Source organism: Luteibacter sp. (assembly GCF_051958795.1).
In the GTDB taxonomy this organism is placed as follows: domain Bacteria; phylum Pseudomonadota; class Gammaproteobacteria; order Xanthomonadales; family Rhodanobacteraceae; genus Luteibacter.
This window is the reverse complement of the sequence record NZ_JBQCFT010000062.1, coordinates 1-22,809: the sequence shown is the minus strand read 5'-3', so window position 1 is coordinate 22,809 and position 22,809 is coordinate 1. Positions and strand designations below refer to the sequence as shown.

The 22,809-nt window shown below is 63.0% G+C and carries 19 protein-coding genes, 2 tRNA genes and 3 pseudogenes; 16 read left to right on the top strand and 8 right to left on the bottom strand.

Annotation, left to right across the window (positions count from 1 at the left end):
* Positions 1–105: pseudogene (locus ACTHLF_RS03545) on the top strand (His/Gly/Thr/Pro-type tRNA ligase C-terminal domain-containing protein); the annotation flags it as partial.
* A 27-nt stretch (positions 106–132) separates the two neighbouring features.
* Here ACTHLF_RS03545 and hisS read toward each other — a convergent pair.
* Entirely contained in the window at positions 133–1,533 is a 1,401-nt protein-coding gene (gene hisS / locus ACTHLF_RS03540) for a histidine--tRNA ligase (RefSeq protein ID WP_440324920.1), read from the bottom strand.
* Between the two features lie 150 nt (positions 1,534–1,683).
* Here hisS and ACTHLF_RS03535 point away from each other — a divergent pair.
* Positions 1,684–1,760 (top strand) — tRNA-Pro (locus ACTHLF_RS03535).
* Positions 1,761–1,941: 181 nt separating this feature from the next.
* On the opposite strand, the gene ACTHLF_RS03530 is transcribed toward ACTHLF_RS03535, so the two are convergent.
* The 7 genes from ACTHLF_RS03530 to ACTHLF_RS03500 all read right to left on the bottom strand — a co-directional run bounded on the left by ACTHLF_RS03530 (position 1,942) and on the right by ACTHLF_RS03500 (position 8,578).
* Positions 1,942–2,880 (bottom strand): hypothetical protein, encoded by a 939-nt coding sequence (locus tag ACTHLF_RS03530; protein WP_440324919.1) that lies wholly within the window; start codon positions 2,878–2,880, stop codon positions 1,942–1,944.
* Between the two features lie 175 nt (positions 2,881–3,055).
* Positions 3,056–3,148: transfer RNA gene (locus tag ACTHLF_RS03525), tRNA-Ser, on the bottom strand.
* Positions 3,149–3,223: 75 nt separating this feature from the next.
* Complete coding sequence (gene csrA / locus ACTHLF_RS03520) at positions 3,224–3,427, bottom strand: carbon storage regulator CsrA (RefSeq protein WP_247334906.1); 204 nt, start codon at positions 3,425–3,427, stop codon at positions 3,224–3,226.
* 301 nt (positions 3,428–3,728) lie between these two features.
* Positions 3,729–6,362: an alanine--tRNA ligase gene (alaS, locus tag ACTHLF_RS03515; RefSeq protein WP_440324917.1), complete on the bottom strand. Its 2,634-nt coding sequence runs from the start codon at positions 6,360–6,362 to the stop codon at positions 3,729–3,731.
* A gap of 69 nt (positions 6,363–6,431) precedes the next feature.
* Positions 6,432–6,950: a regulatory protein RecX gene (locus ACTHLF_RS03510; protein WP_440324916.1), complete on the bottom strand. Its 519-nt coding sequence runs from the start codon at positions 6,948–6,950 to the stop codon at positions 6,432–6,434.
* On the bottom strand, positions 6,928–7,968 hold the full coding sequence (recA, locus tag ACTHLF_RS03505) for a recombinase RecA (RefSeq protein WP_440324914.1): 1,041 nt from the start codon (positions 7,966–7,968) through the stop codon (positions 6,928–6,930). The genes ACTHLF_RS03510 and recA overlap by 23 nt, the downstream gene beginning before the upstream one ends.
* Positions 7,969–8,068: 100 nt before the next feature.
* A complete protein-coding gene (locus ACTHLF_RS03500; protein WP_440324912.1) occupies positions 8,069–8,578 on the bottom strand; it encodes a CinA family protein in 510 nt (169 codons plus the stop codon).
* A 993-nt stretch (positions 8,579–9,571) separates the two neighbouring features.
* Here ACTHLF_RS03500 and ACTHLF_RS03495 point away from each other — a divergent pair.
* The 14 genes and pseudogenes from ACTHLF_RS03495 to ACTHLF_RS03430 form a co-directional block, all read left to right on the top strand.
* Positions 9,572–9,949, top strand: a pseudogene (locus ACTHLF_RS03495) (hypothetical protein); the annotation flags it as partial.
* A gap of 140 nt (positions 9,950–10,089) precedes the next feature.
* The gene (locus ACTHLF_RS03490; RefSeq protein WP_440324911.1) at positions 10,090–11,115 is read left to right on the top strand and encodes a virB8 family protein; all 1,026 of its coding nucleotides are present in this window, start codon (positions 10,090–10,092) and stop codon (positions 11,113–11,115) included.
* Between the two features lie 62 nt (positions 11,116–11,177).
* Complete coding sequence (locus ACTHLF_RS03485) at positions 11,178–11,936, top strand: TrbG/VirB9 family P-type conjugative transfer protein (RefSeq protein WP_440324922.1); 759 nt, start codon at positions 11,178–11,180, stop codon at positions 11,934–11,936.
* A complete protein-coding gene (locus tag ACTHLF_RS03480) occupies positions 11,933–13,180 on the top strand; it encodes a TrbI/VirB10 family protein (RefSeq protein WP_440324910.1) in 1,248 nt (415 codons plus the stop codon). The genes ACTHLF_RS03485 and ACTHLF_RS03480 overlap by 4 nt, the downstream gene beginning before the upstream one ends.
* Before the next feature lie 7 nt (positions 13,181–13,187).
* Positions 13,188–14,225: a P-type DNA transfer ATPase VirB11 gene (gene virB11 / locus ACTHLF_RS03475; RefSeq protein ID WP_440324908.1), complete on the top strand. Its 1,038-nt coding sequence runs from the start codon at positions 13,188–13,190 to the stop codon at positions 14,223–14,225.
* A 52-nt stretch (positions 14,226–14,277) separates the two neighbouring features.
* Positions 14,278–14,874, top strand: a pseudogene (locus tag ACTHLF_RS03470) (lytic transglycosylase domain-containing protein); the annotation flags it as partial.
* A 738-nt stretch (positions 14,875–15,612) separates the two neighbouring features.
* A complete protein-coding gene (locus tag ACTHLF_RS03465; protein WP_440324907.1) occupies positions 15,613–16,056 on the top strand; it encodes a TrbC/VirB2 family protein in 444 nt (147 codons plus the stop codon).
* Positions 16,049–16,357: a type IV secretion system protein VirB3 gene (locus ACTHLF_RS03460; protein ID WP_440324905.1), complete on the top strand. Its 309-nt coding sequence runs from the start codon at positions 16,049–16,051 to the stop codon at positions 16,355–16,357. Before ACTHLF_RS03465 ends, ACTHLF_RS03460 begins: the two co-directional genes overlap by 8 nt.
* A gap of 61 nt (positions 16,358–16,418) precedes the next feature.
* Positions 16,419–18,893: a VirB4 family type IV secretion/conjugal transfer ATPase gene (locus ACTHLF_RS03455; RefSeq protein ID WP_440324904.1), complete on the top strand. Its 2,475-nt coding sequence runs from the start codon at positions 16,419–16,421 to the stop codon at positions 18,891–18,893.
* A 25-nt stretch (positions 18,894–18,918) separates the two neighbouring features.
* On the top strand, positions 18,919–19,707 hold the full coding sequence (locus ACTHLF_RS03450; RefSeq protein WP_440324903.1) for a hypothetical protein: 789 nt from the start codon (positions 18,919–18,921) through the stop codon (positions 19,705–19,707).
* Between the two features lie 66 nt (positions 19,708–19,773).
* The gene (locus ACTHLF_RS03445; RefSeq protein ID WP_440324902.1) at positions 19,774–20,928 is read left to right on the top strand and encodes a type IV secretion system protein; all 1,155 of its coding nucleotides are present in this window, start codon (positions 19,774–19,776) and stop codon (positions 20,926–20,928) included.
* Between the two features lie 10 nt (positions 20,929–20,938).
* Positions 20,939–21,445 (top strand): DUF4189 domain-containing protein, encoded by a 507-nt coding sequence (locus tag ACTHLF_RS03440; RefSeq protein ID WP_440324900.1) that lies wholly within the window; start codon positions 20,939–20,941, stop codon positions 21,443–21,445.
* A 241-nt stretch (positions 21,446–21,686) separates the two neighbouring features.
* Entirely contained in the window at positions 21,687–22,178 is a 492-nt protein-coding gene (locus ACTHLF_RS03435) for an XVIPCD domain-containing protein (protein WP_440324899.1), read from the top strand.
* Positions 22,179–22,332: 154 nt separating this feature from the next.
* A partial coding sequence (locus ACTHLF_RS03430; protein WP_440324898.1) for a DUF4189 domain-containing protein occupies positions 22,333–22,809 on the top strand: 477 nt, incomplete at its 3' end.

Sequence of the window (22,809 nt, the reverse complement as noted above, 5' to 3'; positions counted from 1 at the left end):
GCGATCGCCAACGAGCTGCGCGCCGCCGGCATCGCCACCGAGGCGGTGCTGGAAAGCGGAAAGCTCGGCAAGCAGTTCAAGTACGCCGATCGCGCGCAAGCGCGCTCCCGCAGGGGTTGGGGTTGGGATGGGTCAGGGTTTCGCCAGCGCGCCGATCTCGGCCTGGGCCAGCTCGACGCGCAGGGTCTTCACCAGGTCCGCGCGCGATACCTCGAACTGGTCTTCGCGGCGCAGGTCCTTCACCGTGACCACGCCCTTGGCGATTTCATCCTCGCCCAGCACGATCACGAAGCGGATGCCGGCGCGGTCGGCGTACTTGAACTGCTTGCCGAGCTTTCCACCCTCCAGCACGACCTCGGTGGCGATGCCGGCGGTGCGCAGCTCGTTGGCCACGGCAAGGTACGCGGGCATCTGCGCCGCATCCATCTGGGTGACCAGCACGTCGACGGTGCTCTGTGCCGTGGAAATCAGGCCGGCATCGCGCAGCTGCCAGTACAGGCGGGTCAGGCCGATGGAGATGCCGACGCCCGGCAGGTGCGACTTGGTGTACTGGCCAGCCAGGTTCTCGTAACGGCCACCCGAGCAGATGGAGCCGATGCCGAGGTGATCGTTGAGCGTCGTCTCATAGACGGTGCCCGTGTAGTAATCGAGGCCGCGGGCGATCGAGAGGTTCAGCGCGAAATGCGTTTCGGGCACGCCGAAGTCGCGGATCAGGCCCAGCACTTCCTTCAGTTCCGCCCTGCCCTGTTCGAAGGTTTCCGAACCGTCGCCGAGCGCGTCGAGCTTGGCGAACGCATCGTCCACGCCGGTCGAGCGCACCTGGACGAAGGCAAGGATCTTGTCGGCGACATCCGCGGAGAGACCGAAGGCTTCGCCCGTGAGCGTATCACGCACATAGTCCGGGCCGCGCTTGTCGAGCTTGTCGACTTCGCGCAGCACGAGCATCTGCTGTTCCGCGTCGGCCACACCCAGGTTCTCGAAATAGCCGCGCATGAGCTTGCGGTTATTGAGCTGGATGGTGAACGCGCCGATGTTGAGTTCGCGGAACACGCTGTAGATGACCGCCGGTATCTCGGCTTCGTAGCGCACCGACAGCGAGTCCTTGCCGATGACATCGATATCGCACTGGTAGAACTCGCGGAAGCGGCCGCGCTGGGCGCGCTCGCCGCGGTACACGCGCTGCATCTGGTAGCGGCGGAACGGGAAGCTGAGATCGTGCTCATGCTCGGCCACGTAACGGGCCAGCGGCACGGTCAGGTCGAAGCGCAGCGCCAGTTCCGGCACGGCACCCTGCTCCTTGTCGGCCGCGTTGAGCGAGCCGGTGGACTGCACGAAGTACACCTGGCGCTCGGTCTCGCCGCCGGTCTTGGTCAGCAGGACGTCGCTATGCTCGATCACCGGCGTTTCGATGGGCAGGAAACCGAACCGCTCGTAGTTACGGCGGATGGTATCCAGCATGCGCTGGAACGCGATCTGGTCGAGCGGCAGGAGCTCGAGGACACCAGGCATCGTGCGGGCCGGGGTGAGTGCCATGCAAATCCTCTTCGGGCAGTACGTGGGGCGCCAAGCGGCAGCCCCATAGAGTATCAGATGGCCGCGGACGGCCCTGCGGGCACTTTGTAAAAAAAGTGAGACGAAGTGTTGCAAGGGGACCCGGTCATGGCTAATATACGCGGCTCCCGTCGGGGTGTAGCTCAGCCTGGTAGAGCGCTACGTTCGGGACGTAGAAGTCGCAGGTTCGAATCCTGTCTCCCCGACCAATCGTTTCATCGAAAACACCGGCCACTGGCCGGTGTTTTTGTTTGTGCGCCGGAAAAAACGGCGCGGAAACGCGGCCGGGAGAGTAACGGTCGCCCTGCCGAACGCCCCGCGGGGAAAGAAAAAACGCCCCTTTCGGGGCGTCTTGTTCTGCCGGAGCCGCCCGGTATACCGGGCGGGCGGTCAGTTGGCCTGGCGGCAATCCTTCAGGTGAATACCCGTCAGGTTGATTCCATCCACGGTACCTTCGAGCTTCGCGAAGTCGTGAGTGCGCAGCATCGACACCATCTGAAGCTGGTCCGGCGCCACGGCGCAGATCACGGTGAACTGGCCGTTATTCATATCGTCGTCCTGGCGGACACTGAGAAGGCCGCGGGTCTTCGTCACGAGCCACGCTACTTCACCCACTCCGCTGTACTGGTTGATCGAGGCCGTATACACCTCGCCATCAATCCGGTACTTGCGGCCGACATACTTAGCCACCAGCGGCGCAAACATCGCCTCGCGATCGCGCATCGTATCCGGGCTGGTATGGGTACCGAGCAGCAGGTCCTTGAATGAGCCCGAATTCATAGCCCGGGAAAGCTTATCGGCTTCCTTGCCCAGCTTTGCCGACAGGTCGACCGCCGTGGTATCGGTGAGTCGGTTTGCATCGGATTTGCTATGGGCCTCCGCAGCGATCGCTTCGCCTTCCTTGCCCAGCTTTAGCTTGTTGAGCATGCCGCACATGTATTGCTTGCCGGCCTCCGCGTCCATCTTCTGGCCACGGGCCAACTTGGTGGCGAGGCCGACCATGCCATCAGCGCGGGCGGTAAAAGACACGACCACCGGGGGATTGCTTGAATCCTGCACCAGGTACACCTGGCCTTCCTTGCCGTTCATCATGTCGGCGCCAACGACGAACTTTTCGTCCAGGCCATATTGGCGCATCTGCCCCAGCGCGCTGTCAATGGAAAGGCCCGGCATCGAGCGTTCCGCGAGGAAGGCGGCGCCGTTACGGGGGTCGCCAATCGATTTGAACGATTCTTCGCAGGTAGCGGCCTGCGTAGCGAACGAAGAGAACAAAAGCGCCACGCCCGCAGACGCGATCAACGCCTTGCGGCGATTACGAAAACGAACCATTTCCTATGCTCCATGTGATCCAGACTTGCGCACACGGGGCCGCGACCGTTCCTGTCCACGGCGATCGTAGTGAAGTCGATCACGGGTGCCCCCGTCGCAAGGATACGGGGCGCCTTCCGCCACGTGCAAGGATCGCGCGCACAAAAAAGCCCGCATTGCGGGCTATTTTGCAAACTGGCGGAGAGTGAGGGATTCGAACCCTCGATAAGGCTTTTGACCCTATACTCCCTTAGCAGGGGAGCCCCTTCGGCCTCTCGGGCAACTCTCCATTTTGATCGTTCGTTAGGCAGGTGCCCGAACGAGCCAGCAAGGATACTGATCCTTGCGTCGGCCGTAAAGCTTTTTACTGGTCGTGGTCGTCGCCCGAATGGCCGGCGGGATCGTTCTCGTTCTTGATGCGCTGGTAAATCTCTTCGCGATGGACCGCGACATTTTTCGGTGCGTTGATACCAATGCGCACCTGGTTACCTTTGACACCCAGAACAGTGACGGTCACCTCGTCGCCGATCATCAGGGTTTCACCGACCCGGCGGGTCAGAATCAGCATGATTGATACTCCATAAAATCAGGTATTGGCTTCCCCACCTACGACAACTCACCCCGAGTCTTGCCGCCGGTGGATTGACTTCTCGACCATCGAAGGCCGATCTGCCTTCCCCGGCTTGTTGTGTGCGTGTCGCTGACCAGCTGTCCTGCCTATATCGACCCGACTCATCGATGCCGAAAAACGCGCGCCGACATCAGATCATACTAGCTGAGCCAAACACGGTGGTGCAACGCACGGGCGGCCGAATCCGATGACCGGGGCGCCTTTACGGCACCCCGTTGAGGGTCCAGCCGGGGTTCGTTCAGCGAAGCTTGCCTTCCACCCAGGCCGGGATGCCGGCCAGGATGCCTGGCAACGCCGGGCTGTCGATGCCACCGCCCTGCGCCATGTCCGGGCGGCCGCCGCCCTTGCCCTCGATCTTTGAGGCCACCTCGGCCACCAGATCGCCTGCCTTGACCCGGCCCAGCGCCGCGCCGCCGACGCCCGCGACCAGCGAAACACGGCCGTCGGCCGCACCGGCCAGGATCACCGCGCAGTCGCCCAGCTTCTGCTTGAGGGCATCGAGGCTGTCGCGCAGCGACTTGGCGTCCAGCCCTTCGAGGCGAGCGGCGACCACCTTGATACCTGCCACGTCAGTAGCGGACTCGGCGAGGTCGGCCGAGGCCGAGTTGGCCGCCTTGGCCTTGAAGGATTCGATCTCTTTTTCGAGTTTCTTCTGCTTATCGAAGAGCTGGCGCAGCTTGTCGACCACCTCGTCGCCGGTAGCGGCGAGCAGGCCGGAGACTTCGCCCAGGATCCGCTCTTCATCCGCCACGCGCGCCATCGCGCCCGCGCCGGTCACGGCCTCGATGCGACGCACGCCAGCGGCGACGCCCGACTCCGACACGATCTTGAACAGGCCGATGTCACCGGTGCGGGTCACGTGGGTGCCGCCGCACAACTCGGTGGAGAAATCGCCCATCTTCAGCACGCGCACTTCGGCGCCGTACTTCTCGCCAAACAGGGCCATGGCCCCGAACTCGATGGCTTCGTCGTAGCCCATGTGATGGACATCCGCCGAGGCATTACGACGCACTTCGTCATTCACCATGCGCTCGATCTCAGCCAGCTCCTCGCCGGTCACTGGCTTGAAGTGCGAGAAGTCGAAACGCAGGCGCTCCGGTGCGACCAGCGAGCCCTTCTGGCTCACGTGGTCACCGAGCACGGTGCGCAACGCAGCGTGCAGCAGGTGGGTTGCCGAATGGTTGAGAACCGTGGCCTGGCGCTGGGCGCCATCGACCGACGCACCCACGACCGCGCCCTTCAGCAGCGGGGCGGAGCCCTGCCAGGTGCCGAAGTGCGCGAAGAACGCGCCGCCGACCTTCTGCGTATCGGCCACGGCGAGCGCGCCGGACGGGTTGCGGATCATGCCGGTATCACCGACCTGGCCACCGGATTCCGCATAGAACGGCGTGCGGTCAAGCAGCAGGAAACCCTCTTCGCCATCGGCGAGCTGATCCACGGCCTTGCCATCACGGACGATCGCGACAACCCTGGCATCGGCGAGATCGAGCGACTCGTAGCCGGTGAAGATCGTCGGCTGCAACGCGCTGGCGACTTCCGCCGGCAGCTGCGCCTTGGTGGAGAAATTGCTGGCGGCGCGCGCACGGGCACGCTGCTCGCCCATGGCGCGCTCGAAGCCTTCCATGTCCACCGTCATCTCGCGCTCGCGCGCGATGTCGGCGGTCAGGTCGACCGGGAAACCGTAGGTGTCATACAGGCGGAACGCGTCCGCACCCGGAATGATCTTGCCGGACTTCGACGCGATATCGTCGAACAGGCGCATGCCGTGCTCGAGTGTTTCGCCGAAGCGCTCTTCTTCCACCTTCAGCGCCTGCTCCACGAACGCACGCTTCGCGGCGATCTCGGGGTAGGCCTCGCCCATCTCCTCGACCAGCGGCGCGACCATCTTCCAGAAGAAGTCGCCACGCACGCCAAGCATCCAGCCATGGCGCAGGGCGCGGCGGATGATGCGGCGGAGCACGTAGCCACGGCCCTCGTTCGACGGCAGCACGCCATCGACGATAAGGAACGAGGCGGCGCGGATGTGATCGGCGATGACGCGCAGCGACTTGTTGCCGAGGTCGGCCGTGTTCGTGAGGCGCGACGCCTCGCGGATCAGGTGCGCGAACAGGTCGATTTCATAGTTGGAATGCACGTGCTGCAGCACGGCCGCCAGGCGCTCCAGACCCATGCCGGTATCGACGCAAGGCGCCGGCAGCGGGCTGAGCGTGCCATCGGGCGCGCGGTCGAACTGCATGAACACGAGGTTCCAGATCTCGATGTAACGGTCGCCATCTTCATCCGGCGAGCCCGGCGGGCCACCGGCCACGTCCGGGCCGTGGTCGTAGAAGATTTCCGTACACGGACCGCAAGGGCCGGTGTCGGCCATTTGCCAGAAGTTGTCCGAGGCGAACGGCGCGCCCTTGTTGTCACCGATGCGCACGATGCGATCGGCCGGGACGCCCATTTCCTTGTTCCAGATGTCGTAGGCCTCGTCATCCGTGTGGTACACGGTGACCCAGAGGCGCTCGGCGGGCAGCTTGTAGACGCTGGTCAGCAGCTCCCAGGCGTAGCGGATGGCGTCGCGCTTGAAGTAGTCGCCGAACGACCAGTTGCCCAGCATCTCGAAGAACGTGTGGTGGCGGGCGGTGTAGCCCACCTGGTCCAGGTCGTTGTGCTTGCCGCCGGCGCGCAGGCAGCGCTGCACGTCGGCCGCGCGGACGTAACCCGGCTTTTCGCTGCCGAGGAACACGTTCTTGAAGGGGACCATGCCCGAGTTGGTGAACAGCAGGGTCGGGTCGTTCGAAGGCACCAGCGATGCCGACGGCACGATGGTGTGATCCTTGGTACGGAAGTATTCCAGGAAGGTCGAACGAATTTCGGCGGTTTTCATGAGCGATCGTGGCTTGGGGCTGCGAGGATCGCGAAAGGCGCCCAGTCACGGAATCAAGGCTCGCTGCCTTCAGTCGTCGTCGGGGTCTTCCGCATCGGCGTGGGTTAGAACACGTACTGTGGCGGCGGCGAAGCCGCGACGCAAGAGGAATTGCGCCCGTTTCTGCCTCTCTGCCGGATCGGCGGAGGGCGAACCGTAGCGCCGGCGGAGCTGGCTGGCGGCCAGATCGTCCCAATCGACGTCGGCGGATTCGATGAGGGAACGGACCGTGGCGTCCGGGATGCCCTGGCTGCGCAACTCGGCGCGGATGCGGGCGGGACCGTAGCCCTGCCCCACGCGGCTGCGCAGCAGGGACTCCGCGAAACGGCTGTCGTCCTGGTAGCCCTGGTCACCCAGGCGCTCCACGGCTGTGGCCGTTTCGTCACGCGAAAACCCGCCGCGCCCCAGCTTTTGCCGGAGTTCGCGGCGGGAGTGTTCGCGCCGGGCCAGGAGGCCCAGCGCCTTGTCGTAGGCCGTACGGGTGGGGCGGGAGGCCTTATCGGTGCCCTCCCCGCCGACACCGGGCTCACGCCTCTTCTTCAACCTCATCCTGCTCGGCCTTCGCCGCGGACGGGCCCGGCTTCACGAGCAGGCGGGCGCGGAGCTCGGCATCGACTTCGTTGGCGATAGCCGGGTTGTCACGCAGGAACTGGCGGACGTTTTCCTTGCCCTGGCCGATGCGGTCGCCCTTGTAGCTGTACCAGGCGCCCGACTTGTCGATCAGGTTCTCGCGCACGCCCAGCTCGATGATCTCGCCTTCGCGCGAGGTGCCCTCGCCGTAGAGGATCTCGAACTCGGTCTGGCGGAACGGCGGCGCCACCTTGTTCTTGACGACCTTGACGCGGGTCTCCGAACCGATGACTTCCTCGCCCTTCTTCACCGCGCCGATGCGGCGGATGTCGAGGCGGACCGACGCGTAGAACTTCAGCGCGTTACCACCGGTGGTGGTTTCCGGGCTGCCGAACATCACGCCGATCTTCATGCGGATCTGGTTGATGAAGATGACCAGGCAGTTCGACTTCTTGATGTTGGCCGTGAGCTTGCGCAGCGCCTGGCTCATGAGGCGGGCGTGCAGGCCGACGTGGGAGTCGCCCATTTCGCCTTCGATTTCGGCCTTGGGCGTAAGCGCCGCGACCGAGTCGACCACCACCATGTCCACGGCGCCCGAGCGCACCAGCATGTCGGCGATTTCTAGGGCCTGCTCACCGGTATCCGGCTGGCTGACCAGCAGGTCGGCCACGTTCACGCCGAGCTTTTCGGCGTAGGTCGGGTCGAGCGCGTGCTCGGCGTCGACGAACGCGGCGGTGCCGCCGTTACGCTGGCACGAGGCGATCGCCTGCAGGGTGAGCGTGGTCTTGCCGGACGATTCCGGACCGTAGATCTCGACGATACGGCCCCGCGGCAGGCCGCCGATGCCGAGGGCGATATCCAGGCCCAGGGAGCCGGTGGAGACCGTGTCGATCTGGTCGTCCACGCGGTCGCCAAGACGCATGACAGCACCCTTGCCGAACTGCTTTTCGATCTGGCCGAGGGCACTCGCCAGCGCCTTGCGCTTATTGTCGTCCATCGTAGTTTCCGGTGTGCTTATGTGTAGGTAGGTATCTTGCCGGAGCGGGGTCTCAGGGACTGCGATCCGTCAGCGATTGATTTTGCCACAGCTGGGCGGGTTACCCGTTCAGCTCGGTGACTATTCCAGCCAAAGCCGCGGCCACGGTCTGTCGGCGAACTGCCTCGCGATCGCCGGAGAAATGGAAGACTTTTGCGTGGGCGTAGCCCCCGCGGCGCTTCCAGCCGATCCAGACGGTACCGACCGGCTTCTCCGGTGTACCGCCCGAGGGGCCCGCGATGCCGGTCACCGCCACAGCCACGCCGGCGCCATACCGGGCCAACGCGCCCGACACCATCTCGAGCACGGTTTCCTCGCTTACCGCGCCGGTCCGCTCCAGCGTCCGCGGGTTCACCCCGAGCAAGGCCTCCTTGGCGCTATAGCTATAAGTCACGACGCCCGCTTCGAACCAGGCCGAGCTGCCAGCCAGGTCGGTCAGGGCCTTGGAGATCCAGCCACCGGTGCAGGACTCGGCCGTCGCCACCATCACCCGTTTCTCGAGGGCCGCGGCGGCCACCTGCTGCGCCAGCGCGTTCAGCGCGGCGTCGTTATAGGAGGAGTGGGAGTCCATCGGGGTTCCAGGCGTAGAACAAGACGACGGTTCTACCTTGTAGGGGTTCCCTTACGCAACGGCGTGGGCGCCGCCCAATTGCGCAACTCCGGCTCGCCCTTCACAGTTTCGTTTCGCACGTTGTGCTCGACAAGTCGGGCCGGCGGTGCTTCGCAGGGAAAAACGTGCCCAGGGCACGGATCTTCTATAAGGAGCAGTACCCCATGGATGGCGACTTCGCCTCAACCACGACAGCATCAGCATGCTCGGCCGTTGCGTCGCACGATCAGTTCGGTGCGTGTCGCGTCGCGCGCATCAGCCGCGAACGATGCAACGCGAACGACTCGAAGCGGCACACACAAGCGCGCTCGTGTGTTGGTCAAACATTGATCAATCAACACGCTTCATCGGCAGCAACGTTGACTGTCAACTTCCCGTCTTGGTTTTTGTGGTTTAATAAACGTACGCAGCCGCATGGTTGCGTGTGCAACCATGTTCTTCGTGTTTTTTCCGTGAAACCAGTCACTTTATTGCGCATCGAATGTGCTCGCCATTTGCACGTTCATGAGCTATTTTTTTGACGCGGATCTCAGGTTCGCACGATGAAGGGGGAATACCTGTAACGCCCAAGGGCGACGTTGATGTCGATGACATCACTGTGCGCGGCGTACGCAGGTGCCACTTCGCAACATCGATTGGCAGGGCGGCAGTCTCGCCCGGAACAGGAAGTTTGAATGGATAGCTTGCACGAACCGCGGGGAGCCGTTGTCCCCCGCATGTACGGACAACCAGGGGTCAGGCTCGACGTTTCGCCGCCTCAGACCGGAGCCATGCCTGTCGGCGCTTGCACGTTTTCGTGCGCGCCACGGCATTTCCTTGCCGATTACGCATAACTGAACTTGCCAGGCTTTGTGCCTGACGCGGGCGGATCGCCATGTCCGCTTTCCGAATCATTGTTATTGCTTTTCAACAAGTTATGAGCACAACGTGAAAATAGGCCAGACCAACCTTGCCCTGATTGGCATCATAGTGGTGTTTTCGTCAGCCCTTACGGGTTGCGCAACTCCGCCCGCCCGCGACTTCGGCGGTTCCTGGAAGCCCGTCAACCACTTCGACAAGAAGACTACCGAGATTCCACTTGCGGTGCCGTACACGTATTACGCGGCGCCCATGGACGGCACGTTGAAGACGATGCTCACGCGGTGGACGACCGATAACGGCATGAAGCTGCAGTACAAGCTGCGCTCGGACTTCACGCTCACGACCGCCGCTTCCGCGATCCACACCTCGGAGCTTCGCGATGCGGCTTCGCAGCTCAGCGGCATCTATGCGCCGCAGGGTGTCGCCGTGGTGGTGGATGGTCCCGACCTGGTCGTCGACGAAATCAGCGTCATCGCGCCGCCCCCCGCTGCCGCGCCCGCCGCCGCACCTGCTCCGACACCACAGGCAAGCACGCCGGCACCGCCGGCGCCCGACAACCCCGTCGCCGCTAACGCGGATACGAAGTAAGCGAGTGACGAGGCAGGCGCCACATGCTTAATAAAAAGAACTCACCGAAGATCGACCAGGCCGTCGCGCAGGGCGTCAACTTCGAACTAACCATCGCCGACATGGCACGTCGCAGCGAGAAGCGTGCGTGGATCATCGCTTCCTGCTCGGTCGTCGTGACGATCGTTATGGGCGTCTGCATCGCCGTGATGGTGCCGCTGAAGGAGAAGGAGCCGTATATCGTGCTCGCCGATCCCTACTCCGGTACCAGCCAGCTTTCGCGCCTGACGGATGACGTGATCAACCGCCAGATCACTGCAAGCGAAGCCGTCAATCGCAGCAACGTGGCGCACTTCATCATCGCCCGCGAGTCCTACGACCTGGCGCTGACGAACATGCGCGACTGGCCGACGGTGCTCACCATGGCTGCCCCGCAGGTCGCGACGCCGTACATGGCACTGCACTCTCAGCAGAACCCCGAGCGTCCGTACAACGTGTATGGCCGCACGAAGGCCGTGCGCGTAAAGATCCTCAGCGTCCAGCTCATCGGTGGCGCCAATGGCACCACGCCGAAGGGCGCGACGGTTCGCTTCCAGCGCTCGGTCTACGACAAGTCCTCCGGCGCGACCACGCCGCTGGACAGCAAGATCGCCACCATGGAGTTCGCCTACAAGCCGAACCTGCGCATGGATGACCAGAACCGTGTGGAAAACCCTCTCGGCTTCCAGGTCACCAGCTATCGCGTAGATAACGATTACGGTTCGACGCCGCCGGCAGAAACGCAGGTAGCCGCACCCGCCCAGGTCGCAGCGCCGCAGCAGCAGGCCGTGCCAGTCGCTCCGGGCATGGATCCTTCCGACATGCCTGCCGCCATTCCGCTCGCCCCTGGCGCTACACCGCCGGCCGGCGCGGCGCCGCAACAGGTCATCGGCATTCCGCCTTCCCCCCTTCCCGCCGAGAACGGCGCACCCCTGGCCCCGGCCGCGGGCGCACCGCAAGCGGCGCCATCCAACGCCGTTCCCGCGGCCCGTGCCACACCGCAAAGCGCCGCCAACGGAGGGCGCCGTTGATGAACCGATCCGTCAAGCTCAGCCTCGCCCTTGCCCTGTCCGTCGCACTGTCGGGCACGGCGATGGGCGCAGCCGCCGATCTCCACCCGCCGGCACCCATCGTTCCGGCAACGCCGGCCAGCGCTCCGCTGGCACCGATGCAGGTCTACGAATACCAGCCTGATCGCATCTACCAGGTGCGCACGGGCCTTGGCATCACCACGCAGATCGAACTCAGCCCGAACGAAAAGATCCTGGACTACAGCACCGGCTTCAGCAGCGGCTGGGACCTGAACCGTCGCGAAAACGTCTTCTACGTGAAGCCGAAGAACGTGGACGTCGATACGAACATGATGATTCGTACCGCGACGCACTCGTACATCTTCGAGCTGAAGGTCGTCGCCACGGACTGGAAGACGCTCGACCAGGCCCGCCGTGCGGGCGTGCAGTACAAGATCACCTTCTCCTACCCCTCCGACACCAGCTTCATGGCGGAGACGAAGAAGGTGAAGGACACGCCGGAGCTCGATACCACGCTGGTCAAGGGGCGCGATTACAACTTCGATTACGACTTCTCGAAGACGCGCAAGACCGCTCCGTGGCTGGTGCCGACCACCGTCTATGACGATGGCCGCTTCACCTACATCACGATGCCCGACCTCAAGCAGTTCCCGACGGGTAACTTCCCGACGGTGTACATGCGCGAGAAAGAACATGGAGAGGACTCGGTGGTGAACACGACCGTGGAGGGCAACACCATCGTTGTCCACGGCACGTACCCCTACCTGGTTATTCGTCACGACAACAACGTCGTGGGTCTGCGAAGGAACACCAAGAAGTGAGCCCGAACACGCCACACCACCCGGACGACGAGTCCACCGGCCGTAACACGCCGTACGAAAACAATGGCGGCCAGCACGATCCGCTGGCTGGTAATCCGTACTCGACCCAGCAGCGCCAGGCGCCGCAGCCGGATCTGGATGCCGCCGCCCCTTCCCTGGCGTCGAACGACCTGCGCCGGATGAACCGCCGCGCGCTCGGCTTCCTGGGCGCCATCGTAGTGCTGTTGCTGGGCGTCGGCTTCTGGCTGCTCAGCTCGAGCGGCAGCAGCACTCCGCCGCCGAAGCCGCGCGAGGAAACGGTCAGCGTGCCCACGCCGACCGCCCCGCCGCTTCCGCCGGAACAGGCCGCACCGCCCCCGGTGCAGGCCATCCCGATGCAGCCACCTCCGCCGCTGCCCACGCCTGAGCAGCTGCGCCCGGCAGAAATGCCCGAGGTGGCACGCGGCCCCACATTGCTCGAGCGCCGTATCGCCTCGGCAAACGAAGGCACGACCGCGGTCGGTGCGGCGCCGGCGCAGCCGGGCGTCAGCGGCCCGTTCGGCGGCATGTTCGGCCAGCCCGCCCAGGCACCCGCGGCTCCGCGTATGAGCGCCATGGGCAACATCGCCTACGGCGGCGCACAGCTTCCCGACGTCTCCAGCGCCGAACCGCTGCAGCACCCCGATACGCTGATGCTCCGTGGCACCTTCATTCGCTGCGTGCTCGAGACCCGCATCATCACCGACATCCCGGGCTTCACCTCCTGTGTGGTGACGGAACCGGTCTACTCGTTCACCGGCAAGCGCCTGCTCCTGCCCAAGGGCTCGAAGGTGATGGGCAAGTACGAGATGGAACCGAGCGGCCCGCGCGTGGCCGTGATCTGGGACCGTATCGTCACCCCGACCGGTATCGACGTGAACATGGCGAGCCCGGGCGTGGATACGCTGGGTGGCGCCGGTCACCCGGGTTACTACAACGCTCATTGGGGTAGCCGGATCGGTGCCGCACTGCTGATCAGCCTGCTCAGCGACGCGTTCAAGTACGAAGCCGCCGAACACGGCCCGCGCCAGACCACGATCAGCAATGGCGTCGTCACGCAGACCCCGTTCGAAAGCAACACGGCCGAAACGATCCAGCAGATCGCCAACCAGGCGGTGCAGCGCGCTGCGAACCGTCCGGCCACGGTCACGATCAACCAGGGCACCGTCCTCGCCATCTACGTGGCGCGCGACGTGGACTTTGCCGGCGTGGTCGCAAGGTACTGAGGCACGCATGGAAAGCGCACTCGCCGCCGTCGGTAACGACTTCCTCGACTACCAGTACGAAGTGCTGGGGGTAAAGGATTTCCTTGCCGAGCCGGATGTCACCGAAATCTGCATCAACCGCCCCGGCGAGCTTTACCTCGAGCGCCGCGGCGGCTGGCAGAAAGTGGAAGTGCCCTCGCTCACGTTCGAGCGGGCACGCCAGTTCTGCACGGCGGTGGTGAACGAAAGCAACACCGGCCAGCGCATCACGGACGTCGATCCCGTGGTGTCGCTGACCTTCCCCACCGGCCAGCGTGCGCAGTTCGTCATTCCGCCGGCCTGCGAGGCCGGGCGTGTCTCGATCACGATCCGCCTGCCGTCAAAGCAGACCCGCACGCTCGCCCAGTATCACGAGGACGGCTTCTTCGACGAGATCCTGGAAGGTGCGAACAGCATCAGCCAGTCAGACCAGGAGTTGCTCGACCTGCGTGCCCAGCGGCGCTATGCGGACTTCTTCCGCCTGGCGGTGCTCAGCAAGAAGAACATCGTCGTTGCCGGCGCCACCGGAAGCGGCAAGACCACGTTCATGAAATCGCTGGTGAACCACATTCCGCAGGATGAGCGGCTGGTCACCATCGAGGACGCCCGCGAGCTGTTCATCGACCAGCCCAACGTCGTCCACCTGCTCTATTCCAAGGGCGGACAGAGCCAGAGCAACGTCACCGCGAAAAGCTGCATGGAAGCCTGCCTGCGCATGAAGCCGGACAGGATCATCCTCGCGGAGCTTCGTGGTGATGAATCGTTCTACTTCATCCGTAACTGCGCCTCTGGCCACCCGGGCTCCATCACAAGCTGCCACGCCGGCAGCGTGGAGCAGACCTGGGACCAGCTGGCGCTGATGGTCAAGGCATCCACGGAAGGCGCCGGTCTCGAATTCAGCACGATCAAACGGCTCCTGATGCTCACCATCGACATCGTGGTGCACATCAAGGCGCATGCGGGCCGGCGCTACATCACCGGCATCGACTTCAACCCGGCTCGCGCCCTGGGCGCGGACGGGGGGTAACACTCGAAAAACATCAGGTCATGAGACAGGAGTTGTAAAGGTGCTACCAGGACTGGAAATGATGGGCTGCCAAAACCTTGCCGTACCGGCCGAGGTGATGCAGCACGTCGTCAACGTGGAGTCCAGCCGTAACCCATACGCCATTGGCGTGGTGGGCGGGCAGCTCGTGCGCCAGCCGCAGAACCTTGGCGAAGCCGTCGCCACCGTGCGCATGCTGGAGCAGAAGGGCTACAACTACTCGCTTGGCGTCGCGCAGATCAACCGCAACAACCTCGGCAAGTACGGCATCGATAGCTACGAGAAGGCGTTCGAGGTCTGCCCCAACCTTTCGGCGGGCTCGCAGATCCTTGCCCAGTGCTATGCGAGCGCGAACCGTGACTGGGGCAAGGCCTTCAGCTGCTACTACTCCGGTAACTTCACCACCGGCTACCGCGACGGCTACGTCCAGAAGATCTACGAGTCGATCGCGAAGAGTTCGCTGGCTGGCGCGCAGGCCATCCCCCTGCAGGGCGCGAAGATCCCTGTAAAGGTGGTAAGCGTCGGCAATGGCGTGACCGCAGTGAAACCGGACAGCCCCGGCTACCGTGTTGCGATGCGCAGCGTGCTCGATGCCGCCGCATCGGCGCTTATCTCGCCGGCCGCCGCTGCCGATGCGCCGCCCAGCCGCACGCAGCCGGTGCAGCAGGTCCAGCTCGCGCAGGCACCGATGAGCCAGGCCCAGCAGATCCAGGCCCTGCAGCAACAGCTTCTTCTTGCCCAGCAGGCACAGGCGCAGCAAGCGCAAGCCCAGCAGGCACAGGAACAGATGCAGGCCCAGCAGCAGCTCCAGGCGGCCCAGCAGATGCTCGCCAATCCGCGCGCGGTCTCCGGCCAGCCGATGGCCCTGCCACAGGGCACCGGCAGGCCGGGCGCCCGCGCCATCACTAACCCCGCCCTCGTGGCCACGCCACAGGCTGCGCCCGGTCGTATCGCCACCGACGCGGCCACGGCAGCCGCCATGGCCCAGGTCGGTATGCAGCTTCCACAAAACCTGCCGGCGCCGCAGGCCGGCCGGATCGCCACCGATCCGGCGACCGCCGCCGTCATGTCCCAGATCGGCGTATCCGCCGCCTCCCCGCTCGGCAATGCGCCGGCGGGCGGCAGCGGTGTGTTCGAACCGCAGGTGCATGGTCCCAACGACCCGGCACCCGGCACGCAGCAGGCCCCGGCGGAACCGGGTGTGGATCACGCCGATCTTCGGCAGGCGCCCAGGGATGACGCGTTTGTCTTTTAGGAATTGCAGGCCCTGCACGGAAGGATCCGGGCAGGCCGCGGCAACACCGGCTACAGGATTGCAGCCGCTTTAACCACGGCCGGGAACCGGCCCCACCCTGTCTGAAAACGTTGAATGAAGGAATCCACGATGTCCCTGCCCTCCCTTAGCAAAGCCATTGCCAACACCAAGAACCCGCTGCTGACGACGACCCTGGCGTTCCTCTTCGTCGCCCTGGCGTTCGTTCCGGAAGTCGCCTTCGCCCAGATCACCGAGACGCAGGACAAGGTCTGCGGCTTCTTCGGCGGCATCAGCACCATCCTCAACGCAGCGTCGATCGTGGTGGTGACGGTGGCCGTGATCTTCTCGGGTTACCAGATCGCCTTTGCCCACAAGCGCATCTCCGACGTGACCCCGCCGCTGCTCGGTGGCGTGCTGATCGGCGCCGCCGCGCAGATCGCCAAGATGGTCGTGCAGGGCAAGGATGGCACCAGCACCGCCGGCGCCGCTGGCAGCTGCCCCGCTTTCCTGATGGATTCCGTAAACACGGCAATCCACCTTCTGCACATCCATGCATAAGAACCCGTTGTTCCGGGGTTCCACGCGGCCGCCCATGTTCATGGGCGTGCCGTATGTGCCGTTTTTCATGGGCGCAGGTTCCGGCTTGTTGATGGCCATGTACTTCAACATGTGGTTCCTGCTGATGATCCCCGCGGTGGTCTTCGTGATGCGCCAGATGGCACGTCGCGATGAACTGATCTTCCGGCTGCTGGGCTTGCGCCTGCAGTTCAAGACCCGCGTGCGGAACGTCGCCGACCACGACGGCATGTGGGTGTTCACCCCGAACAACTATCGCGACCTGAAGTCACGCCAGAAATAAGCAGGACAGACGCCCTGGCACTCGTGCCAGGGCCTTTCAAGACAAACCGGCTTCGACCACCATGTTCACACCCGACGCACCCATTTCCGCCCACATTCCGTTTTCCACGCACGTCTCGCCCACCGTGGTGAAGACGACGGGAGGCGATTACCTGCTCGTGTGGCGACTGGGCGGCCTGCCGTTCGTGGGCCGCGAGGAGTGGGAGCTCGAGCACAAGCACAACACCTTCAACCGGCTGCTGCAGACCCTGCGCGCCCCTGATTTCACCAACGTCGCCTTCTGGGTGCATGACATCCGCCGGCGCCGGCGCATGAAGGACGCTTCGAAGTTCGGCTACGCCTTCAACCAGCAACTCAACGACGCGTATTACGATGCGCTGTCGACCCAGAAGCTGATGCAGAACGAGCTTTATCTGACGATGCTGTTCCGTCCCGTCGTCCACGGGAAGCGCTTCGCCGAGAAAACCGCGGACGTGAGCCGCCTGGAAGCCGAGCAGGCCCAGGCGATCACCACGATCCTGGAACTGGCCGGCAACGTCGAAGCCGTGCTCAAGGATTACGCACCTTACCGCCTTGGACTCTACGAGACCCCGAATGGCGTGGTGTTCTCCGAGATCCTGGAGCTGTACGGGTTCATCCTCAACCGTATCGACGAGCCCGTCCCGGCCCTCAACGCCGCCGTGTACGACTACCTCCCGGTGAGCCGCCAGCGCTTCTCTGCGAAAACCGGCGACTTCGTGCTGACGACCCCGAACGGCGTCAATCACTTCGGCGCCATCCTGAACCTCAAGGAATACGTCGACGGGACTTACCCGGGCATCCTCAACGGCCTGAAGTACCTCGACTTCGAGTATGTCGTCACCCACTCCTTCAGCCCCATGGGCCGCCAGGATGCGCTGAAGGCGCTGGAGCGCACCAAGGGCATGATGGTGTCCTCCGGTGACAAGGCCGTGAGCCAGATCGTGGAAATGGACCACGCGATGGACCAGCTCGCCTCGGGCAACTTCGTGCTCGGCGAGTACCACTTCACCATTGCCATCTACGGCGCAAGCCAGGAGGCGCTCTCGCAGCAGATCGCGGCCACCCGTGCCGAACTCTCCAACGCGGGCTTCGTCACCGTGAAGGAAGACCTGGCAGTGACGTCCGCGTTCTACGCGCAGTTCCCGGGCAACTGGAAATACCGGACGCGCCTGGCCAACCTCAGCTCACTGAACTTCCTCGGCCTCTCGCCCCTGCACAACTTCGCTACGGGCAAGAAAGAGAACAACCCATGGGGCGATTGCGTCACGACGCTGCAGACGACCAACGGCCAGCCGTACTACTTCAACTTCCACGCCACCCACCCCGCCGAGAATTCGCTGGGTGAGAAGGCGATCGCCAACACCATGGTCATCGGTAAGTCCGGTACCGGTAAGACGGCGCTGATCAACTTCCTGCTGAGCCAGGTGCAGAAGCTCGACCCGGCGCCCACGATCTTCTTCTTCGACAAGGACCGCGGCGCGGAAATCTTCGTGCGCGCGTGTGGCGGCAACTACCTCGCCCTGGAAAACGGCAAACCTACTGGCTTCAACCCGTTCCATTGCGACCGTACCGAAGAGAACGTGCAGTTCCTGGCCGACCTGATCAAGGTCTTGGCCGGCAAGAGCGTATACAGCTCGCGCGAGGAAGAAGACATCTTCCGTGCGGTCGAGAACATCCTCGATACGCCGATGCACCTGCGCAACATGACCAACTTCCAGAAGAGCCTGCCGAACCTCGGCGACGACGGCCTCTTCGTGCGCATGCGCAAGTGGACCGCGGGCAATTCGCTGGGCTGGGTGTTCGATAACCCGCATGACACGGTCGACCTTTCGAAAGCCAACATCATCGGCTTCGATTACACCGACATCATCGATAACCCCGAAGTGCGCGCACCCGTCATCAATTACCTCCTCCATCGCCTGGAGGCGCTGATCGATGGCCGCCGCCTGATCTACGTCATGGATGAGTTCTGGAAGATCCTTGACGGCAAGGGTGGCCTCAAGGAATTCGCCAAGAACAAGCAGAAGACCATCCGTAAGCAGAACGGCATGGGCATCTTCGCGACGCAGTCGCCCGAAGACGCGCTGGCCAGCGATATCTCGGCAGCGCTGATCGAGCAGACCGCGACGATGATCCTGCTGCCGAATCCCAATGCGAGCCGCGAGGATTACGTGGGCGGCCTGAAACTCACCGATGCCGAATACCAGGTCGTGGTGAGCCTGGACGAGCGTTCGCGTTGCTTCCTGGTGAAGCAGGGCCACGCCTCGGCGGTGTGCCAGCTCAACCTGCGCGGACTGGATGACGCGCTGGCAGTGATCTCGGCCTCCACCGACAACATCGAAATCATGCATGAAGTGCTGCAGGTGCGCGGCGAGGCGGAGGGAGTCCACCCGGACAACCTGCGCCCCGAACAGTGGCTGGAAACCTTCTACGAAAACCGCAAAGGCAGCGGCAAACGCCCGAAACCACCGTCCCCGTCCCGGACAACGCAATCGCCCCGCTCTGCGGCGCTCTAAGCATAAACATCGGATGGAGATTCCCATGCCCACTTTCCGCCCCAACGCCCGCAACCTCGCCCTTGCCGCCCTGGTCGTCGCCTCCCTTGGCGCGCCGGCGGCCCATGCCCAATGGCAGGTCGTCGATAAGGATGCCAACAGGGTCCTCGGCACCAAAACCAAGACCGGCACGATCAATTCGAACCTCAGCGACATCAATAGTAAGTTCGACATCACCAAGCTCGGCAAGGACAACAAATGGGTCGGCGAGCGTGTGAAGGATCCCACCCCTGCTTTCCCCAAATCCACGGACGCCAAGGCGACGCTGGACGATGGTGCGCACTGCAAGAACATCGCCAAGAAGCAACAGCAAACGTGCCAGGACATCGTCGATATCGAGAACGCCCAGTACAAGTTCATGGTGTCGATGTACGAAACGAGCCAGACCCGTGACAAGACGCTGCGTGACATTCTGGACGAGCGGATCAAGCTGGATACCAAGGACTACGGCAAGCTCGAGGACAACACCAACAAGCTGACGGCGCTATATGCGCTGATCCAGTTGGATCGCCAGCAGATGGAATCGGTGAACTACGCATACGACGCGAATCTCCGCTTCCTTCGCGCCAAGCAGACAAGCCTGGCGAGCAGTGCGCAGAAGGGCGACAGCGAGAGCAAGTGGGGCAACATCAGCATTCCCGGCGTGGGCGAGGTCGACGCGGGCAACCTGCTCCAGGACGTGATTGGTGGCGCAGTGCTGGTCGGGGCGCTCGAGACGCTGAAAACGCCCAAGCCGAGTGGCATGCAAACACTCCATGTCACCGACGGCTTCTGATCGCCTCCCTGAATTATCGATGCAGGATGTATTCGTAATGTTCCATCTCAACAGGATGCACACACCATGGTCGGCTTGATGACCCAGCTCATGGGCAAATCGTCGCTTGCGCTCCTTGCTGGCGCCGATCCGGCCAGCGCGCTGTCCAACTTCGTCTTCTTCAAGGTCATCAACGACTTCCTGCGCAACGAAATCGACATCGTGCAATGGAAGCTACTCACCGGCTCGGCGGCCGTGGTGGGGTTCGTCGGTGTGGTCGTCCTCACGGTCTGGATCATGTTCCAGGGCTATCGCATCATCACCGGCCAGTCGCAACAGCCGATGATGGCGCTGGTCGGCGACTCGCTGAAGGCGGCCCTGATCCTAATGGTCGCAACCACGGCGGCGTATTCGTCATCGTCGATCTACTGGACGGTGACAGACGGCATGACCACCGCCATTTCGTCGTATGTCACCGACGGAAAAAGCAGTCCGTTCGATTCGATCGACAAGAACCTCGCGTTGATGGAAGCCTCGCTAGCCCTTATCGATGGCTGGCATCGGAATGGAGACCAGGCGGCCGAATCGGCAAAGGACCGCGACCGTTGGTTCACGGGTGTCGGTATCGCCGGCCCCAGCGTCGTTGCCGGTGCCATGCTCCTGCTCAACAAGATCGCCATCGCCCTGTTCGTTGGCTTCGGGCCAATCTTCATCATGTGTTTATTGTTCAACAGCACCAAGCAGTTGTTCAGCAAATGGCTGCTATACGGCATAGGAACCGTATTCTCATTAGCCGTCCTGTCCGTCATGGTCACCATTGCATTGAAGATGATGGGCGCTGTCACCGCGGCTTTCGCAGCCAAATACGTCGCGGCCAATTACGCCGACATGGGCGCGCCTGACGGCATCAGCAGCATGGCCTTGCAACAGGGCGGCCTGGGCCTTCTCCTTTCCACCCTGATCGTCATGGCGCCGCCCATGGCTGCCGCGTTCTTCCAGGGCACATTGGGTAATTTCGCGTCGTATAACTCGTTTGGTTCAATTGGTGCGGGGGGCGGGTTTGCTGCTCGGCAGCAGGCTATGGCTCGGGGACAGCAGCCGGCGCCGTATTCACCGCCACCGCAGCCGGATCAGAGCGCCGGAAATCTTAGCCATGGCACTACCGGCGTTCGAACATATGGTGGCTTTGGCAACGATGGCGGAAATCAGCCCGATCCGAACGCGGTAAAGAAGAAAGACTGAGGAACAGTAAATGAAAATTTGGCTAGCGATTCTCGGCGCGATGCTCCTCGGCCAAGCAGGTATTGCCGCTGCGCAATGTGCACCAGGCGTGCCATCGGCCGGCAACCCGGGATGTATCCCGCCAAACCAGCAGAACTCACCGTACTATCAGGGTCAAAACGACCCGACTCAAATGGCTCCAGCGCCCCGACCGGCCATTTGGCAGGACAGGTGGGGTGCCATAGCTCTTGACGATGTGGACGCGAAGGCCGGTGCGGTGACCGACAAGACAAGCGAGAAGTCCGCCTCTCACGGCGCTCTTGACGTCTGCAAGAAAAATGGCGGCACGCATTGCGAAGTCGTCATTTCGTACCACAATCAGTGCGCGGCGGTCGCTCAGAAGCCGTCAGGCGGAATTGCTGGCGTCGGTCACGGACCGTCGCTTGATGTGGCGAGAGACCTCTCGATGCAGAAGTGTGCTGACGGGACTTGCCAAGTAATTTACAGCGCGTGCAGCTTTGCTGAGCAAGTCCAATAAGAGTCTGATCAGCACACTCGCTCGCTTCGGCAGAAGTGAATAGTGACCTCATAGCGAGCAAGCACGGACTCAATGCAGAGAATGAATTAGATGATTTGAGAGAAATCGGCCGTTTTCACGTCATACGCTGCGATCGACATCGTTGCACCTGTTATCGACTCACTAAGCACATCAGGCTATTTCGCAGTAACGGCATATCGCGCCGCTAAGATGAGCGCGGCAGGTTCACAGGAGCTACACCATGGGCAATGATGCGTCCCAAGGTAGTTTAAACCCCACCGCAGTCACCCTCGCCAATCCCTCGCATGCGGCGAACCCTATGTTTTGCGATGCTCTGTCAGGTGTGCATAAACTGAGCTCGGAGCTGGGCCACCCCTCCGGTGATAGTCAGGTCCAGCTCGCCGGTGCGCTAACCGCGTCGGCGACAGTCGCGGGCATGACCCGCATCGACAGCGTCATCCACGATGAGGCCGAGTCCCGTCTTTTCGCTGTGCAGGGCGACCTCAATTCGCCGCACAAGCGGGTGGCGGGAATCGATATTCAGCGGGGCCTACATACCTCCATGGAAGAGAGCACGCAGGGCGTCGAAGAACATGTCTTGCATCAGGCCCAGCGGAAGACCCAACGCCATTCCGAGCGGGTGCTATTCCATGAAGAAATGAACGAACTTCGCCAAGCGGAGCACATGCAATCAGGGACGCCTAAGCACCCGAGCCATCAGGGCAGCGGGTGAATTGCTCGTCCCCTGAAGAAACACGTGACGGCCCCAACTGATCGAGCCCCCAAAGAACCCAAACAACCGGACTGCATCTTGGAACTGGTAGACCGGCAGCGCCTCAGCAAGATGAGAGCAAAATCGGATCTCCGAACACTAACGGTAGAAGCCAGTGATTCGACTTTACACATTGATCATTCTTCTGCTGTTTGCAGCAACGTCAGCGCACGCCCAGTGCGCGCCTGGAATTCCCGCGGCAGGAAATCCAGGTTGTATTCCGCCGAATCAGCCGAACTCCCCGTACTACCAAGGGCCAGCCGACTCCACCACCACCCGGCCCGAAGCGGAACCCATTTACGCAGACCGCTGGGGGGCATTCGCCCTCGACGCAGACACGGGATCGGCAGGATTTTCAGCGGACGCGACAAGCAAGAATCGCGCAACGAACGCGGCGCTCGCGGATTGCAGCGCAGACGGATCGAAGAACTGCAAAGTACTGACCTCTTACTACAACCAGTGCGCATCTATCGCTCAGGATCCCAATGGAGGTTCCGTATTCGCCGCAACCTCACCGAGTTTGAGCGAAGCGAAGGCTACCTCGTCCGCTCCCGCTGCCTCGAGTCGGGCGCCGTCGACGACAACGAGACCA